The sequence below is a fragment of the Saccharibacillus sacchari genome (assembly GCF_037722395.1).
Taxonomy (GTDB): Bacteria; Bacillota; Bacilli; order Paenibacillales; family Paenibacillaceae; genus Saccharibacillus; species Saccharibacillus sacchari_A.
The window spans coordinates 184,604-201,723 of sequence record NZ_JBBKAR010000061.1 but is presented as its reverse complement, the minus strand read 5'-3'; the positions used below and the strand labels follow the sequence as shown (position 1 = coordinate 201,723).

Annotated in this window: 13 protein-coding genes and 1 rRNA gene; all 14 read left to right on the top strand. The window is 49.2% G+C overall.

Annotation, left to right across the window (positions count from 1 at the left end; all coding sequences use genetic code 11):
- Nucleotides 1–79: 79 nt before the first annotated feature.
- The 14 genes from rrf to galU all read left to right on the top strand — a co-directional run bounded on the left by rrf (nt 80) and on the right by galU (nt 17,077).
- A 5S ribosomal RNA gene (gene rrf / locus WKI47_RS25345) occupies nt 80–196 on the top strand.
- Nucleotides 197–1,021: 825 nt separating this feature from the next.
- Nucleotides 1,022–2,671, top strand: coding sequence for a right-handed parallel beta-helix repeat-containing protein (locus WKI47_RS25340; RefSeq protein ID WP_340229992.1), 1,650 nt, complete (start codon nt 1,022–1,024; stop codon nt 2,669–2,671).
- A gap of 267 nt (nt 2,672–2,938) precedes the next feature.
- On the top strand, nt 2,939–4,111 hold the full coding sequence (locus WKI47_RS25335) for a right-handed parallel beta-helix repeat-containing protein (protein ID WP_340229991.1): 1,173 nt from the start codon (nt 2,939–2,941) through the stop codon (nt 4,109–4,111).
- A 739-nt stretch (nt 4,112–4,850) separates the two neighbouring features.
- Nucleotides 4,851–5,606 carry a YveK family protein gene (locus tag WKI47_RS25330; RefSeq protein ID WP_340229990.1) on the top strand — a complete coding sequence of 252 codons (756 nt, stop codon included), beginning with the start codon at nt 4,851–4,853 and terminating at the stop codon, nt 5,604–5,606.
- Between the two features lie 12 nt (nt 5,607–5,618).
- Nucleotides 5,619–6,833 carry a glycosyltransferase gene (locus WKI47_RS25325; RefSeq protein ID WP_340229989.1) on the top strand — a complete coding sequence of 405 codons (1,215 nt, stop codon included), beginning with the start codon at nt 5,619–5,621 and terminating at the stop codon, nt 6,831–6,833.
- A gap of 27 nt (nt 6,834–6,860) precedes the next feature.
- Nucleotides 6,861–7,502 carry a CpsD/CapB family tyrosine-protein kinase gene (locus tag WKI47_RS25320; protein ID WP_340229988.1) on the top strand — a complete coding sequence of 214 codons (642 nt, stop codon included), beginning with the start codon at nt 6,861–6,863 and terminating at the stop codon, nt 7,500–7,502.
- A gap of 56 nt (nt 7,503–7,558) precedes the next feature.
- On the top strand, nt 7,559–8,251 hold the full coding sequence (locus WKI47_RS25315) for a sugar transferase (protein WP_340229987.1): 693 nt from the start codon (nt 7,559–7,561) through the stop codon (nt 8,249–8,251).
- 43 nt (nt 8,252–8,294) lie between these two features.
- Complete coding sequence (locus WKI47_RS25310; RefSeq protein WP_340229986.1) at nt 8,295–9,455, top strand: glycosyltransferase family 4 protein; 1,161 nt, start codon at nt 8,295–8,297, stop codon at nt 9,453–9,455.
- 30 nt (nt 9,456–9,485) lie between these two features.
- Nucleotides 9,486–10,826 carry a UDP-glucose/GDP-mannose dehydrogenase family protein gene (locus WKI47_RS25305; RefSeq protein WP_340229985.1) on the top strand — a complete coding sequence of 447 codons (1,341 nt, stop codon included), beginning with the start codon at nt 9,486–9,488 and terminating at the stop codon, nt 10,824–10,826.
- A 143-nt stretch (nt 10,827–10,969) separates the two neighbouring features.
- Complete coding sequence (locus tag WKI47_RS25300; protein ID WP_340229984.1) at nt 10,970–12,316, top strand: O-antigen polymerase; 1,347 nt, start codon at nt 10,970–10,972, stop codon at nt 12,314–12,316.
- Nucleotides 12,309–13,451: a glycosyltransferase family 1 protein gene (locus tag WKI47_RS25295; RefSeq protein WP_340229983.1), complete on the top strand. Its 1,143-nt coding sequence runs from the start codon at nt 12,309–12,311 to the stop codon at nt 13,449–13,451. The genes WKI47_RS25300 and WKI47_RS25295 overlap by 8 nt, the downstream gene beginning before the upstream one ends.
- A 25-nt stretch (nt 13,452–13,476) precedes the next feature.
- Entirely contained in the window at nt 13,477–14,607 is a 1,131-nt protein-coding gene (locus tag WKI47_RS25290) for a glycosyltransferase (RefSeq protein WP_340229982.1), read from the top strand.
- Between the two features lie 43 nt (nt 14,608–14,650).
- Nucleotides 14,651–16,117: an MOP flippase family protein gene (locus WKI47_RS25285; protein ID WP_340229981.1), complete on the top strand. Its 1,467-nt coding sequence runs from the start codon at nt 14,651–14,653 to the stop codon at nt 16,115–16,117.
- A gap of 48 nt (nt 16,118–16,165) precedes the next feature.
- Entirely contained in the window at nt 16,166–17,077 is a 912-nt protein-coding gene (gene galU / locus WKI47_RS25280) for a UTP--glucose-1-phosphate uridylyltransferase GalU (RefSeq protein ID WP_340229980.1), read from the top strand.
- Nucleotides 17,078–17,120 lie beyond the last annotated feature (43 nt).

Sequence of the window (17,120 nt, the reverse complement as noted above, 5' to 3'; positions counted from 1 at the left end):
AGACGCGAAGGAATCGTTTCGGATCCGGTTTTCAAGGTGCAAACCTTGTTTCGTAGTTAAGTCTTTTAACTACAAATGGTTTGGTGGTGATGGCAGAGGGGTTCCACACGTTCCCATCTCGAACACGACCGTTAAGCCCTCTAACGCCGATGGTACTTGGACCGCAGGGTCCCGGGAGAGTAGGAAGCTGCCAAGCCGATCAAGAAGTCTTCTCTTAACGGAGAAGGCTTTTTTTGTTTTAGGAGAAAGATAGGGATGCACGGGGAGGTCGCTTCGGGAGAAGCCTTGTTGCTTCCCTGGTTTGCCTCGCGGCAAGCCCAAAGTCGCGCCAAGGCTTCTCCCTACGCTCGGCGTGAGTGCCCATCTTTTAGGGATTAAGTTGGAAGTGCTGTTTCTTAGTGATGTTAAGAAACATATATCATACTCACTGCTTTTTAAGTGCTTTGTTTTATTTCATTTGTCACTTTACTCTATATTTCTTGCTCTAATTTTATTCTCTTCTCTGTTCTCTTGTTTGTAGCCGGCAAAGCCGCTACCTCTTTCCTGCGGCTGATCTGGAGCCGCATTTGCTTTATCCAGCTTAGGCTCGCACTCGCTCAAGCTTCGAAAAGCTTGAGCGGCTCCCCGCTTCCCCGCCCGGCGTGAAACTTTTTCAAACCGTAGCGCCTTTGTCTTTTCCCCTTACCTCTATATCTGTTATCGAATGAAAGGGGAAAAGACAACGAAGCATAGGTTGAAAAAGTTTCACGCCATCCCCAACAATTATGTCAAATTCGTAACTTTTAGAACGGTTTTATAGTAGAATAAGGTTTAGATCTAATCATTACCCTGCAAGCGGCCGATAATACATAAAGTAGGGCTTTTTCAGAAAACGCTATGAATGCAGCATTTTAATCACACTCCGCTTATTTCTTCGCATGAAAAGCAACATACACATATAGCAAGAACGGCACGAATTGGATCTGAATTTTGTTGTGATGAAAAAGATAGCACGTCAAATCAACCTTTTGGGAGGTACATCTTGAATAAACGCAAATTTTTATCCGGCCTGATGGTTTTGGCTTTGGGAATCGGAAGCTTCGCGTTTAACGGAAATTCCGCTCAAGCGGCCGAAGTCACCAAAACGTATTCGTCTTCAGCGGCATTTGGTATGTCGCAGCAGGGAGCCGATCAATGGTATTACGAAAAGCTGTCCGGAACTGCCTACCTGGACTTGGTTTACGACAAAAACAATAATCGTTGGGCGGCACCCGGCGGTTATCCTTGGGTATCGGCCACGGCACTTCATCCCGATCAAAATTTCGATGCGGTGCGCAAATGGGTTTCGCCCGGAAAAGGAACGATCTCGATCTCTGGTAGCGTAAAAAAAGGCAGCAGCGAAGGAGACGGCATCGTCGCCAGCATTAAAAAAGACAACGTCAAGCTATGGAGTTCCAGTATCACGAAGACGACGGCCGTTACGCCTACGGGAGTCTCCTCGATTCCGGTAGAAGCCGGCACCGAAATTTCGTTTGTCGTCAATAAACTCGGCAACTCGAATCACGACCATACGATGTGGGAACCCGATATCACGTATACCGGTTCCGCTCCGACTGCTTCCACTATCGGAAAAGCGGCCAAATCGACAGCGTCTGCGCAAAACAAAACGTCTTCGGTCGTCTCGGTTCTCGATTACGGCGCCAAACCCAATGACAAACTCGACGATTACGCGGCTTTCGTAGCCGCGATTGATGCTGCCAAAACGCTGGGCAAACCGGTATACGTACCTGCAGGCAATTATGTTTTAAGCGATATTTTAACGATCGATGGCGTAAAAGTTCAGGGAGCCGGCAAGTTTTTAACGACACTGACTTCGACCAATCCGAAACGCGGCTCGATCGATCTGAAAGGCAACGGCGTCGAATTAAGCAATCTTAAGCATGTATATCAAACGACGGTGGCACGCGGCGACGGATCGAACGAGAAAAACAGCATCACGGTACGCGGAGCCAAAAACTTTAAAATCCAAAACGTTTATGTAAGCAAATCCAGTACAGCCGGAATTATGGTGACGTACGGTTCGACCAACGGCGTGGTAAGCGGAAATACGGTGGATTCGACCGGAGCCGACGGCATTCATATGACGGGCGGCAGCAGTTATATCACGGTGGAGAACAATATTGTGCGTAAAGCCGGTGACGATACGATTGCCGTGGTCAGCTATATCGACAGCGACGCCGATCCGGTGAACCATATCACGATCCGCAAAAACAATGTCGGTTACGGCTCGAAAGCGCGCGGAATCGCGGTCGTCGGAGGAACGGACGTTACGATTTCGAACAATTCGGTTCAAGATACGAATATGGCCGGCGTTTATGTAGCGGTTGAAGCTTCTTACAACACGCGAAACGTGGACCGGGTTACGGTATCCAACAACGTGATTAACCATACAGGCATCGCCAAGCCGCAAAACCATCCGAATGTGCTGGTATATGCGTCGCAAGGTACGATCGATAACGTGGTATTTACCGGAAATATGATCAAAAACGGCGCACATCGCGGAATCGGCGTATGGGGCGAAGGACAGATCAAAACAATCACTTTCAATAAAAACACATTGATCAATCAGATCGGCAAAGCGACGACATTTACGAATGGGAATATCAAATTGAGTCAAAACGTAGGATTTTGAAAAAGCGGGCTGGTTGCAGCAAGTAGGAGGATTGTAACATGAGAGAAGCGGATATCGGCGAGCGCCGGCATCCGCTTTTTTGCTGATTTGTTGGGGTGTGTGCTTAAAAACGAACGATGCGGTTTAAATAACACTAATCCTGCTTAACCGCTTTTCACCGTTCTGAAACATAAAAGGGAACCTTTTCCGGAATAAAACTTTGTCGAACGGGTTCGAACAAGTGCTGGCTTTGGAGAGCAAACAATGAGAAGTGTAAAGGAGGAGACTATGAAGCAAAAAAAGAACAAAAAAATCTGGTGGGCGATTTCGGCCATAGTCGTGATTGCAGCTGCTTTTGCGATATGGAGAGGGGCGCTGTTGATGCAACAAGAAGATCAAACGCCGGACGTCGCCGAAAACGGACCGATCGCGGACATACCGGAAGGAGCATTATCCATCGTCGACGAAGGAGCTACCCCGGATGACGACACCGACGATTTGGCTGCTATTCAAAGCACGCTTGATCGGGCAGCGAAAGAACAGGTTGCGGTGTACATCCCTCCGGGCAATTACCGGCTTGGCGGCATTTTGGTCGTGAACGGCGTGGAGCTGCTTGGAGACGGGGCCGATCAAGCGATTTTGACGTCGATCGATCCCGAAAACGGTTCGATTGACGTGGAAGGAGACGGAGCCGTACTCAGCGGATTCGCTCACGTTTACGAAACAACCGTGGAACGTGGCAACGGCGCGAACGACAAAAACAGTATTACGTTGCGAGGTGCTACTAATTTTACTATTCAGGGACTGCGTATCGACAAATCGAGCACGGCCGGCATTTTCGTGGGCGATGAATCTTCCGACGGAACGATTCAAGGAAATTCGCTGCAAAATACCGGTGCGGACGGCATACATATCACGAACGGAAGCCGTAACGTGATGGTCGAAAACAACAGTGTACGCGAAGCGGGCGACGACACGATCGCTGTAGTCAGCTACGAAGAGAACTCCAAAACGACGCAGGACATTACGATTCGAGGCAACGATGTGGGTTACGGCTCAAAAGCGCGGGGCATCTCTGTAGTCGGCGGGGAAAACGTCACGATCGAAAACAATAAGATCCAGGACACAGAAATGGCCGGCATTTATATTTCGGTCGAAAAAGAATGGGATACGCGCAACGTGAAAAACGTCGTCATCAACGAAAATACGATTGATCATACGGGTACACGCATGGGCAGCGAACATCCCAACATCCTGGTTTATGCCTCACAAGGTAACATTGATGAAATCAAATTCAATAACAATACCATTACCGATGCCGTGCACGGAGGAATCGGCGTATGGGGGGACGGGGATATCGGAAACATCTATTTTGATGCAAATAAGCTCGAAAATACGAAAGGGTTAGCGACGAATTTTAAAAGCGGGACGATTCATTCCGAAGGTAACATAGGGTTTTGAATCTTCAAAAAGGAGTCAGATATTTATATCTGGCTCCTTTTTGCTTCTTTAGGTTGCTATATCGCTTAAAATAGGAAAAATGGTACCCATAATAAGGAGAGGTGTGTGGGCATTTAGAACCAAAAACACTTCAAAAAAATTGAATTTGATTCAAGGGAAAAGAGGGGGTTTATAAACTAGACATCGCAAACGCAAGTCAAAACGTGCAATAAAAAAGTTAAGATTTTGCAAATGTTTGGTGAAGGCTTTGTAACTATTTATCAAAAAGCGAAGCCGACCAAGCTGTTGATTTACCGACCGGGCAAAAAATCACGAAACCGGGACTAATCAAACAGGAGGTGAAAAGAAGAAAGGTGATAGCAAAAAATCCGCATAGGGACTTTTGACATCCAAAGAATAGACAACTTCTTTTCGATACGTCGATCAAGTCGATACGTCGGTGCTTCATACACGGAAGGGAGTTGATCGCCACAGTTGAGCGGACTACATAATCGGAGTATGAACAACCAATTTCGGAATAGGTCAGTCTTTTGTAGCGAACCCGGAAGTGGCCGGATCAACGGCAACGGTTCGAATTTTCTATTTTTAATTTTGAAAATGTAAGGTGTTTCCATATCATTTTCGAAACTCATGAATTTTGTTTTCAACATGTAAAGATTATGATCATAAACGCTATTCTGCTTACGTAAAAGGTTTTCGTTAAACACTAAACATTTTACCGAACCCGGAGGGATGAAGTATGGAGTTAAAAGAATACTTGAGTGTCATCAAAAAAAGATGGTGGGTACTGGGCCTTACCGTGTTGGTGTGCATCGTTGCCGCCATCGCGTTCAACACGAGATATCAGCCTTTGTATAAAGCTTCCGTTGATCTGATCGTGAACGAACCTTCGGTTAGCAGCACAGGTCAAGCGCAAGTCGATTCCAACTCGATCGAAGCGAATCTCAAACTGATCAACACGTACAAAAAAATCATTACGTCAGATTCCATTACAAAACTCGTCGTCGAACGGCATCCCGAACTTAATCTGACATCGGCGCAAATCGGTGAAAAACTGATGATCGACTCGACGCAAAATACGCAAGTGATCAACGTTTCCGTTCAAGATCCGTCTTACGAAAGAGCCGCAACGATCGCCAATTCCACAGGCAACGTATTTATCAGCCAGATCCCGGAAATCATGCAAGTCAATAACGTCAGCGTGTTGAACGCGGCCGATCCCAATCTTTCGCCTTCCCCGGTCAACGACCACAGACAGATGGTTCTCGTATTGAGTCTGGTCGTAGGATTGCTGCTCGGTTTCGGAATTTTGTTCTTACTCGAATACTTGGACGATTCCGTTAAAACGGAGTTCGACGTGGAACATGCGCTCGGATTGCCGGTATTGGCGAAGGTAGAACGTATTGCCAAAAGCGATCTGAAAAACCAGCAAACGAATTACTCCGAGCAACAAGAAGAGTCAGCCGTACTTCGTACTGCCAACGAGCAGCGATAAGCGAGGTCAACCATGAAACTTATTCAACCCGAACTTCCCGTACTCATCTATCGGGATCAAATCTTGCCTCCGTCCGAGACTTTCATCAAGAGTCAAGCAGAGCGTTTTGAATCTTTCCATTCGTACTTTATGGGTTCCCGTCTCGTACCTGGACTGCAGATCGAAGCCGATAAGCAGATTATTATCAACACCGGGGGAGTATCGGGGCGAAGAAAAGAGCTGGAATTCAAGCTGATGGGGCCTGGCCGTGGATTGACTCGCAGACTCAAAAACATTCAGCCCAAGCTCATTCATGCGCATTTCGGTCCTGAAGGTTGTCTGGCTATGCCAATCGCGGAGAAATTGAAAATTCCGTTGATTGTAACTTTCCACGGATATGACGCAACAACCAAAGACGAGTATGCCAGAAAATCTTATTATACCCATCGAAATTATTTGAAACAGCGCTCGAAGCTTCAGAAAAAAGGCGATCTATTCATAGCCGTGTCAGATTTCATCCGTAGCAAATTGATCAGTCAGGGTTATCCGCCGGAAAAGGTGGTTCGTCACTATATCGGAATTAACGTAGAGTCTTTTACGCCCGACCCTGCAATTCAGCGTCAGGAGACCGTTTTGTTTGTTGGAAGGCTGGTTGAAGTCAAAGGCTGCGCTTATCTGATTGAGGCTATGGCTGAAGTCCAACGCAAAAATCCGGAAGCCGAGCTTGTCGTGATCGGTGACGGACCGCTTCGAGAAGAGTTGGAACGTATGGCAGCAAGCCGCCTGAAACGTTATCGGTTTCTTGGGACGCAGCCACACCATATCGTACGCGAGTGGATGAATAAAGCCAGAGTGTTCAGCGTTCCAAGTGTCAGAGCCGAGAATGGCGCCGAAGAAGGATTGGGCATGGTATTTTTGGAAGCTGCGGCGATGGGAGTACCGGTGGCAAGTTTTGCTACAGGTGGCATTCCGGAAGCGGTCGAACACGGCAAAAGCGGTTATCTCGCTCCTGAGCGAGATTCGCATAGACTGGGAGCGTATATCGAACGCCTTTTGACGGAACGTGATCTGTGGAAGTCGTTCAGCGAGTATGGTCAAGCCCGAGTCAGCCGCCAATTTGATTTGTACGAACAGACTCGAAAAATGGAAGACCTCTACAAGATGGTCATCTCCAAGCAATGGACCGAAGATCGGTTGCGATCAGATTCGATCGTACCTTCGGTCGGCGAAGCCCAACATATTTTATAATCCCATTAAAGGCAGGCGATGTAATCGATGACTAGAGCCATGAGCAGTGGAACTTACCTGGTGGCCAATAAAAACTCAACGGCGGACGCTTCCGAATCTTATCGCACGTTGCGCACCAACATCCGCTTTTCGGCGATGGGGCGTTCCTCCAAAATTTTACTGGTCACTTCGGCAGGCAGTAATGAAGGCAAGACGACAACGGCAACCAATCTCGCTGTCTCTTATTCGCAAGAAAACAAGAAAGTGTTGTTGATCGATGGGAATTTGCGAAATCCATCCCTCCATAACGTCTTTCCGCGTTCGAACAAACGAGGATTGACAGATGTATTGAGCGGACAATGCGGATTGGAAGCCGCAGTATCCACAACGGTAATCGCCAATCTATCCGTGCTCACGGCTGGAACGATACCGCCGAATCCATCCGAAATTCTCGGTTCAGAACGGATGCAGGAGTTGCTGAACGAAGTTTCCGCGTACTACGACGTTGTATTGATAGACTCTCCGGCAGCGCTGGATGTGTCGGATGCGCAAATTCTTGGCACGATGTCGGACGGCGTCGTACTGGTGGCGCATCAAGGTAAAGTAACGAAGGAAGAACTGAAGCGAGTGAAGCGTGGTATGGACCATGTGAATGCTCATATTCTAGGCGTTGTATTGAACAAAGCGTAAAGACTGCAAGCTCGACACCTACAGACACCCAAGACAAAACAAATGGAGGGGAAACCATGAGTGTAGTCAGAAATGAAGCCGAAGCGGCAGAGTACAATGAAGCGACGTTCAGGGACCTAACCTGGAATCGGGGAATCGTGTTCAATACGACCAAGCGGAGTATGGACCTGGTGGCTTCTCTGATTGGTCTGATCCTACTTTCGCCCGTATTCCTGGTATTAGCCATTCTGATCAAGATCGAAGATCCGAAAGGCCCTGTATTTTTCAAACAAAAAAGATTCGGTAGAAACTCGAACATGTTCAGCATTTACAAGTTCCGTTCGATGGCGACCAATGCGGAGCAGCGGTTAAAAGAAGATCCGGCGCTCTATGAAAAATATGTCGCCAACAACTACAAGCTTGAGCAAGACGAAGATCCGCGTATCACGTCTATCGGTCGTTTCCTGCGCAAGACAAGCCTCGACGAACTGCCACAACTGCTCAATGTACTCAAAGGCGAAATGAGCCTGGTTGGTCCGAGGCCAATCGTAGCGCAGGAGTTGAAAGAATACAAAGACCGTAAAGACGATCTGCTCTCCGTAAAACCGGGTGTAACCGGATATTGGCAGGTGAGTGGGCGCAGTGACGTCGGTTATCCCGAGCGTGTAGACCTTGAACTCCATTATGTGTACCACCGGACGATCTGGTTGGATATTCGAATTTTATTTGCGACTGTCGTCAGTGTATTGCTCAAAAAAGGCGCTTATTGAGATCGGATGGACTCCAACATCAGAAGAGAAAGGATGAATCCGAATGAAAGTCGCAATCATTCATGATTGGTTGACCAGCTATGCCGGATCGGAGAAGGTTCTTGAACAAATGATTCAGATCTTCCCAGAGGCCGAGATTTATAGCCTTGTAGACTTTATGCCGGAAAAGGACCGGGGGTTTCTGCAAGGGAAAGAAGTACATACCTCCTTTATTCAGAAACTTCCGCTGGCGAAAAAGCAATATCGTCAGTATCTGCCGTTCATGCCGCTGGCTATCGAGCAGTTCGATCTTTCGTCCTACGATCTGATCCTGTCGAGTTCGCATGCGGTAGCCAAAGGCGTTATTACCGGACCGGATCAGCTGCATATCTCTTATGTGCATTCCCCGATTCGATATGCCTGGGACATGCAGCCGCAATATTTGAAAGAATCCGGATTGCAAAAAGGACTCAAAGGAGCGATGGCCAAGATCATTCTCAGCCGTATCCGTTTGTGGGATTACCGGACTTCGAACGGCGTCGACCACTTTGTCGCCAACTCGCAGTTCATCGCTAACCGGATCTGGAAAGTCTATCGCCGCGAGGCTTCTGTAATCTATCCTCCGGTCAATGTATCGGCATTCACGGCGCGTGAAGATAAAGAAGACTTTTATCTGACGGCTTCGCGTATGGTTCCTTACAAAAAAATGGACATGATTGCCGCAGCTTTCGCGCAAATGCCTGACAAAAAGTTGGTCATTATCGGAGACGGGCCGGATATGGAAAAGGTTCGCAAGCATGAATCGGCTAATATTCATATCCTCGGCTATCAACCGGACCATGTTCTTGTTGACCATATGCAGCGCGCCAAAGCGTTCGTTTTTGCCGCCGAAGAGGATTTCGGAATCACGCCGGTTGAAGCACAGGCTTGCGGAACTCCGGTTATCGCTTACGGAAAAGGCGGAGCATTAGAAACGGTAAAAGGTCTGGATGAGCTGGCTCCGACCGGAGTGTTCTACGATGAGCAGAATCCGGCCGCGATCATTGAAGCCGTGCAGCGTTTCGAAGCGGAAAAAGCCAAAATTTTGCCGACGAATTGTCGTAAAAACGCGATGCGCTTTTCGCCGGAAGTCTTCCGGCAAAATTTGCAGACGCATATCCATAACAAGCAAAGCGAAGAAGGACGCCGATTCGGCGCAGAACGGATGATTTCACGGGTGCTGTAAGCCGATTCTTAACTCAAAGGAGACCTAATTATGAAATTGACATTCATCGGAACCGGCTATGTCGGTCTGGTATCGGGCGTTTGCTTTTCGGAGATCGGCAACCAAGTCACCTGCGTAGATAAAGATTTGGACAAAGTGGAACGGCTCAAAAAAGGCGAGGTTCCGATCTACGAACCCGGTTTGCAAGAGTTAATGGAAAAAAACAGCGCGATCGGCAACTTGAAGTTTACTGCCGATCTGACAAATTCCGTAAACGAAGCGGACGTAGTGTTTATCTGCGTCGGAACGCCTTCCTTGCCGAGCGGCGAAGCGAATCTCGAATACGTGGAACAAGTCGCGCAAGATATCGCACTCGCAATGAACGGCTACAAGATCATCGTGACCAAAAGTACCGTACCTGTAGGAACGAACGATAAGATCAAAAAAATCATCAGCCAACTCAGCCCGCACGCTTTTGACGTCGTATCTATTCCGGAATTCTTGCGCGAAGGTTCGGCGGTAAAAGATACGCTGAACCCAGACCGTATCATCATCGGAACGAGCAGCGAGCGCGCGGCGGCTACGCTGACCGAGCTGCACCGACCGCTAACAAACGAAATCATGGTTACGGAAGTACGCAGTGCGGAAATGATCAAATACGCATCGAATGCTTTCCTCGCCACCAAAATTTCGTTTATTAACGAAATCGCGAACATTTGCGAAAAAGTCGGAGCCGACGTGACGCATGTCGCACAAGGCATGGGCTATGACAAACGGATCGGCTCGTCGTTCCTGCAAGCGGGGATCGGATACGGCGGTTCATGCTTCCCGAAAGACACGCATGCCCTGATCCAGATCGCAGGTAACGTAGACTACGAATTCAAACTTCTGAAATCCGTGGTCGAAGTGAACAACGATCAGCGCTTCAACATCATTGCCAAGCTGAACCATTCGCTCGGCGATCTTCAAGGCAAAACAATCGGAATCTGGGGATTGGCATTCAAGCCGAATACAGATGACGTGCGTGAGGCTCCGGCACTGGATATTATCAAGACGCTGCTGCAAGAAGGTGCAATCGTCAAAGCTTATGATCCGATTGCAACAGACAACTTCCGTCGCTTTTTCCGGAATGAAGCCGACGTCGAATGGTGCGATTCTGCGATGGATGCCGCGGCGAGCAGCGATGCGCTTTGCTTGTTAACGGATTGGGCCGAGTTCAAAGACATCAATCTACAACAGCTGAACGGTGCAATGAAGCAGCCGGTCTTGATAGATGGCCGCAACGTGTACTCCAGAAAGCAATTGGCAGACACTACGTTCCAATACTACTCGATCGGGCGGCCTGAGCTGGAAAGCCTGTCACCGTTCCGTAATTCGGTAGCTTCGGACTAATCCGAGGTTACCCTGATTTATTAAAACCAACAGCGAAGTGATAACGATTTGAGCGACTTTCGGCTTTCCGTCAGGAAAACGAGGGTAGAGAAAATCGTTATCACTGAGCGTAGCGACTTGTCGGCAGAAAGGAGGATCGGACGATGGCAAATAAAAATCAAGCAAAACCTACGGAAGTCACGACGATTGAACAGGTACAGCGGATCTGGTGGCTGAATCCGACTATCATTTTCGCGATTCTGATGACCGTCATTTTGATCGGCGCTTATTACATACCGGCAGACAGTTACGTTTCCTTCTACCGGGTTAACAAGTTTATCGACCCGTCGAATATTATCTACTCCATTCTTCCGGTCTGCTGCTTTGTGATCGGAGGCATGCTTGCCTTTCTGGCTGGAAGAGGAACCAAGCCTTCGCAAGCATTCAGTGAAGTAATGGAAAAAAAAGATTCCTTCATTAAAATGTGGATTGGTTTGCTGTTCGGTTTTACCATGTTCGGTTACGCAATGTGGTTCCTGATCATGCTGCGCGGAGGCTTCAGTATCGGCCTGTTCATAAGCGTGCTGAGCGGAGAACCCGGAGCCATCTATGGGATCAAAGAAAGCTTCGACAATGTAGCGGGCATCACGTCTTTTACCAACTTCGGAATCCCGTTCGTTATCCTGACCAGCTATTATCTTTTTTATAACAAGAAAAAGATCTACATATGGATGTTGGCGGCCGTGTTCCTGTTGACCATGATGAGAGCTGTGTTCTTCTTGGAACGATTGGCTATTATGGAGTTTGTCGTACCTGCTGCGGTTGTGTACTTCTCTATGCGGGCTAAAATGGGCAAACGAACACCGCTGGTTGGTTTGTATCCCTTTATCGGTTTGGTCGCACTGATCGGATTTTTCGGAGTCAGCGAATACTTCCGGTCCTGGTTGAGCTACTACGTCAATTACTATCCATCGTTCTGGGAGTTTATCGTGACCCGATTCTTCGGTTACTACGTGACAGCGATCAATACCGGCACCTTGTACTTCCAGCATCTCGGATTCCACTGGCTACCTTTTCCAAGTTCCACGGCAGAGTTCATTTGGAAGTTCCCCGGTGTGCCGGATAATGCTTACGAGGCGATTTACGGCTTTGAACCGCAGTCCGTTATCAATAACACGCTGGCGACGATGGGCAACCCGGAATTCAACAACCCGTCGGGACTGCTGCAACCCTACAGCGACTACGGATTTAGTGGCGCACTGATATTCTGGGTCATCGTTGGCTTTTTCACCGGAGTTCTGTACAACCATTTCAAAAAAGGCCATACCTTTGGCATGATGATCTACCCGATCTGGCTGGTGGGCGTATTGGAGATTCCCCGCTACTTCTACTTCGGCAGCGGACGCTTCTTCCCGTGCTGGATCGTCATTGTTGCTTTCACCTTTATTCTGCATTACAACCGAAAGAAACTGACAAGCTGGCGTCTGAAAGGAGTGGGGGCAGGTGACTAAGACACGTATCTACATCAACGGACGATTTCTCAAAGCTTCCGTCACCGGTGTACAGCGTTATGCTTATGAGCTGCTGCGCACCATCGACCAATTGATCGGTCGGGATGACCCGGCCGTTCGCGGTTATGAATTTATCGTACTGGCCCCGACAGGGGAGATTCATGAATTGGGTACAAGGCATATCGAAGTTCGTCAAGCCGGTCGTTTCAACGGACAATTGTGGGAGCAAATCTCACTGCCGCTTTTGGCGAAGAACGGGTTCCTGCTGAACTTATGCAATGCGGCTCCCCTTTTCAAACGCAGGCAGGCGGTTACGTTGCACGACGCTGCCGTCTACTCGGTACCGGATACGTATTCGTCCGCATTCAAGATGTGGTACAAGTTGATGTTTCGAACGCTGGGCCGAACTTCGCCGCTGATCCTGACTTGTTCGGAAAATTCGAAAGACGAGTTAATCCGCCACTGCGGAATTCGCGAAGACAAGATTGTAGTCATCTACCACGGAAAAGAACATGTGCTGCAAAGCGGAAGCGCTCCGGATTATCCGGCGCAGCAGGGATTGGATCGGCCTTTCGTGCTCGCGGTAAGCAGTCGCAGTCCCAACAAAAACTTTCGTTCCATTGTTCGTGCAGCCGAACTGATCGGAGATCAAGGGTTCGACTTCGTGATCGCTGGAGGGACAAACCCGAAGATCTTCAAATCCGAAGACGCGGAGCTGGGCAATAACGTTCGGCACGTCGGGTACGTCGAAGACGAAGAGTTGCGGACGTTGTACGACCGGGCATCTTGCTTCGTATTCCCTTCCTTCTACGAAGGATTCGGGTTTCCCCCGCTTGAAGCGATGGCCTGCGGCTGCCCGGTCGTCGTGTCGGACACCGCGTCGTTGCCGGAAGTATGCGGAGATGCCGTTTTATACTGCGATCCGAACAGCCCCGAAGATATCGCTAGCAAGATTGCCAAGGTAATGCAAGATCCGGAACTGCAACAGGATATGACACAAAAAGGTCTTGCGCAAGCCGCCCAGTTCTCTTGGGAAAAATGCGCGTACGAGACATTGGGCGAAGTGAAGCGGCATGCGATCGGACGTTATGCGGAGAAGGTTGCCCGCAGCGAGAACCGCAAGGCGCAAGCCTAATTAGACAATAAGGAGGAGAGCCGGTATGAATATCATGTTTGCGAGCCATACGTATATGGGAAGCCCGTTTGTCGTCGGCTCCCATCACTTGTCCAGGGAAATGGAGAAGCTGGGGCACTCGGTCATCCATGTCAGTACCCCGCTGAGTTTGTTTCACCTGCTGAAGTGGAAAGACCGGGATATTCAGGCTCGCTTCCGCATTTTGCAAGGAAAGAAAGTCGACACTTCGGCAGTGGTCAACTCGGTTCCCATGTCGCTGTTGCCGTGGGAAATCGCCGGACCGATCTTTAAGCGGACGCAGAAAAACTGGATGCTGCCCGCGATCAAAAAAGTGATGCGCGAGCATGAGATGGCTTCGGTTGATTTGCTGCTGATCGACCAACCGCGTTTTGTCGGATTGGAAAAGCTGGTATCGCCGAAAGTAACCATTTACCGGCCGACCGATATTTACAGCAAAATGACCGGAGACGCTTCGATCGCTACGGCGGAACGGACGTTGATGTCAGTGGTCGACGGACTGGTATCGACTTCAGGACCCGTACTGTCGGAACTTCAGGAATATAACCCGGCCGTGCCGACCTTGCTGCTGGAAAACGGCGTCGAATACGAACACTTTTCCGCTCCGGCCGAAGAGCCTGACGATCTCAAGCCTATTCCGTCCCCGCGTGCCGTTTATGTGGGAGCGTTAGACGAGCGGCTTGACCTGAAGGGACTTAAGTTGTTGGCGAAGGAAAAGCCGAATGTCAGTCTGGTTATCATCGGTCCCGTAAACGACGAGACCAAGCGGGATTTTTCGGAATTCGCCAATGTCCATTTTCTGGGTGCAAAAAAGTACGCAACGGTACCGGCTTATCTCCAGCATTCGGATGTGGCGCTGCTGCCGCTCAGCAACCATGCTGCCAATGCGGGGCGTAGTCCGATGAAGCTGTATGAATATGCGGCTGCCGGTCTGCCGGTCGTGGTGACGGAGACGCCGGAGTTACTGAGACGTCAAGAACGTTTCCTGCATTTTTACCGGGATAGCGCGGAGTTGCCGAGCCAAGTTGAAGCGGCATTATCTGCAAAGCAAGATCGACTGGTGATTCGCGAGATGGCCCGAAGCCATGCCTGGGAATCCAAAGTGAACACGCTGTTGGACTTTATCGACAATTTATAGAGCAAATCTTAAATAGAGAAACGCAAACCTAAGGAGTGGCGATATGTCTTCATTAAAGAAGAAAGGGATCAAAGCGGCGAAGTGGTCCAGTATAGCCACCATCGTGACGATTGTGATCCAGTTGCTGCAACTGGTCGCGTTGTCCCGGATTTTGAGTCCGGTCGACTACGGTCTGATGAGCATGACGATGGTCGTCGTAGCTGCTGCTGTCAATCTGACTGACGCAGGGATCTCGAACGCCATTATTCACCGCCAGGACGTAACCAAAAACCATCTTTCCAGTCTCTACATACTTAATCTTGTCACGGGAGCGTTTATCGGGGTCGTTATTTTCTTCTCGGCTCCGCTTGTGGTCTGGTTTTACCAAGAGCCCGAGCTGCTGAATCCGGTTCGTTGGATGGCGCTGCTGTGTCTGCTTCCGGCTTTCGGTCAGCAATTTGAAGTGTTGTTCCGCAAAGAGCTGAAGTTTGATAATATCGCCAAAATTCAGATCGTTTCCTACGCGGTCGGTCTGGTATTGGCGGTCGGCGGAGCGATTGCGGGCTTCGGCGTGTATGCGCTGGTGCTGTCGAACCTGGGTAACGCCTTCGTTAAATCATTTATGCTGCTGGCCCAGGGTTGGAAAAAGTGGACGCCGACGCTGCATTTTGCCAAAAAGGATTTGAAAGGTTATCTCAGCTTCGGTGTCTACCAGATGTCGTCCAACGTGATCCAGTCGCTGATGTCCAATATCGACTACATCATTATCGGTCGCCTGTACAGCGCGCAAGTTCTCGGTTATTACTCGTTCGCATTCCAACTGTGCACGATGCCGGTACTGAAGCTCACGCCGCTGATCAATACCGTCAGCCTGCCGCTGTATGCCAAAATGCAGGACAATCTCGAACGGCTGCGTAACGGTTACATCAAAACGATCAGTTTGGTCAGCTATCTCAATGCGCCGATCTATATGGGACTGCTCGTTACCGCGCCGGTGCTTGTGCCGTTTATTTTCGGAGCCAAGTGGGAACCGAGCGTGATCCTGATTCAGGTACTGTCGGTCGCGATGCTGATGCGTTCTTTGATCGTCCCGATCCAACCTCTGCTTCAAGCCAAAGGCCGGACCGATATGTACTTCCGCTATACGCTGATCGGCATGTGCATTCAGGTTCCGGGTCTCGCGATCGGCACGTATTTTTGGGGCATTATGGGAACGTGCGTCGCTTACGTCGTGATCCAATTTTTGCTGATAATCGTTCAATACCATTACGCGATGCGCCGCATGATCGGGCCTTGCTTGCGCGAATATCTGCGCAGCATGGCACCCGGACTCGCTTACGGACTGATTATGGTGGCAGGCGTGCTGTTGATTAATATCTTGTCTGTTGCTGTGTTCTCCCAAGAAGCAAACTTTATCATTCAAGTTGCTGTCGGGGCGTTAATCTACTTTGCCGTTATTTTTCTTTTTAACAAAGAATTGTTTCAAAACGTTAAGAATAGGCTTATAAGTAAAACTAAGTTAGCTAAATGACGGTGGTTGCGTTAACTAAGTTCACACATTCAGAGGAGGACATCAAAGATGACTAGAGTTAAAAAAGCAATTATTCCGGCGGCCGGCCTGGGAACAAGATTCCTGCCCGCAACGAAAGCAATGCCTAAAGAAATGCTCCCGATCGTAGACAAGCCGACGATTCAATACATTGTCGAAGAAGCGGTTTCCTCCGGTATCGAAGATATCATTATCGTGACGGGCCGCAGCAAACGGGCGATCGAAGACCACTTTGACAAAAATATCGAGCTGGAAGCGGACCTGGAAGAGAAGAACAAGGAAGAGTTGCTGAACATTGTTCGCGAAGTCACCAATCTGGTCGAGATCCACTGCGTACGGCAAAAAGAACCGCTCGGTCTCGGACATGCCATCTGGTGCGCACGCAAATTTATCAACGACGAGCCGTTTGCGGTATTGCTGGGCGACATGATCATCGACAGCGAAGTGCCTTGCCTGAAGCAAATGATGGATGAGCAAGCACGGACGGGCGGCAATATGATCGCGGTCGAAGCCGTGCCTTGGAAAGATGTCAGCAGCTACGGCGTGATCAAAGGCGATAAGCTGACCGACAACCTGAACCTGATTACGGATTTGGTGGAAAAGCCGAAAGTAGACGCGCCGTCCAATCTGGCGATGATCGGCCGCTACATTCTCGAACCGGAGATCATGGACATTTTGGAATATCAGACAGCGGGCGTCGGCGGCGAAATTCAATTGACGGATGCGCTGAAAAAACTCGCGGAATTATCGAGAATGTACAGTTTCCGTTATGACGGAACGTTGTACGACGTGGGTAGCAAGCTAGGTTATCTGAAAGCCAATGTTGATTTTGCGCTGAAACGTAACGGACTTGGCGACGAGCTTCGTGAGTATCTGGTCGAAAGTTTGATTGGAGATCCGGCGGCGGCAACCGAGAAGAAAGACAACTTGAAGATCGTATAACGCATACAAGACACCGATTCGAATCGACAGAATGGAGGGGCAA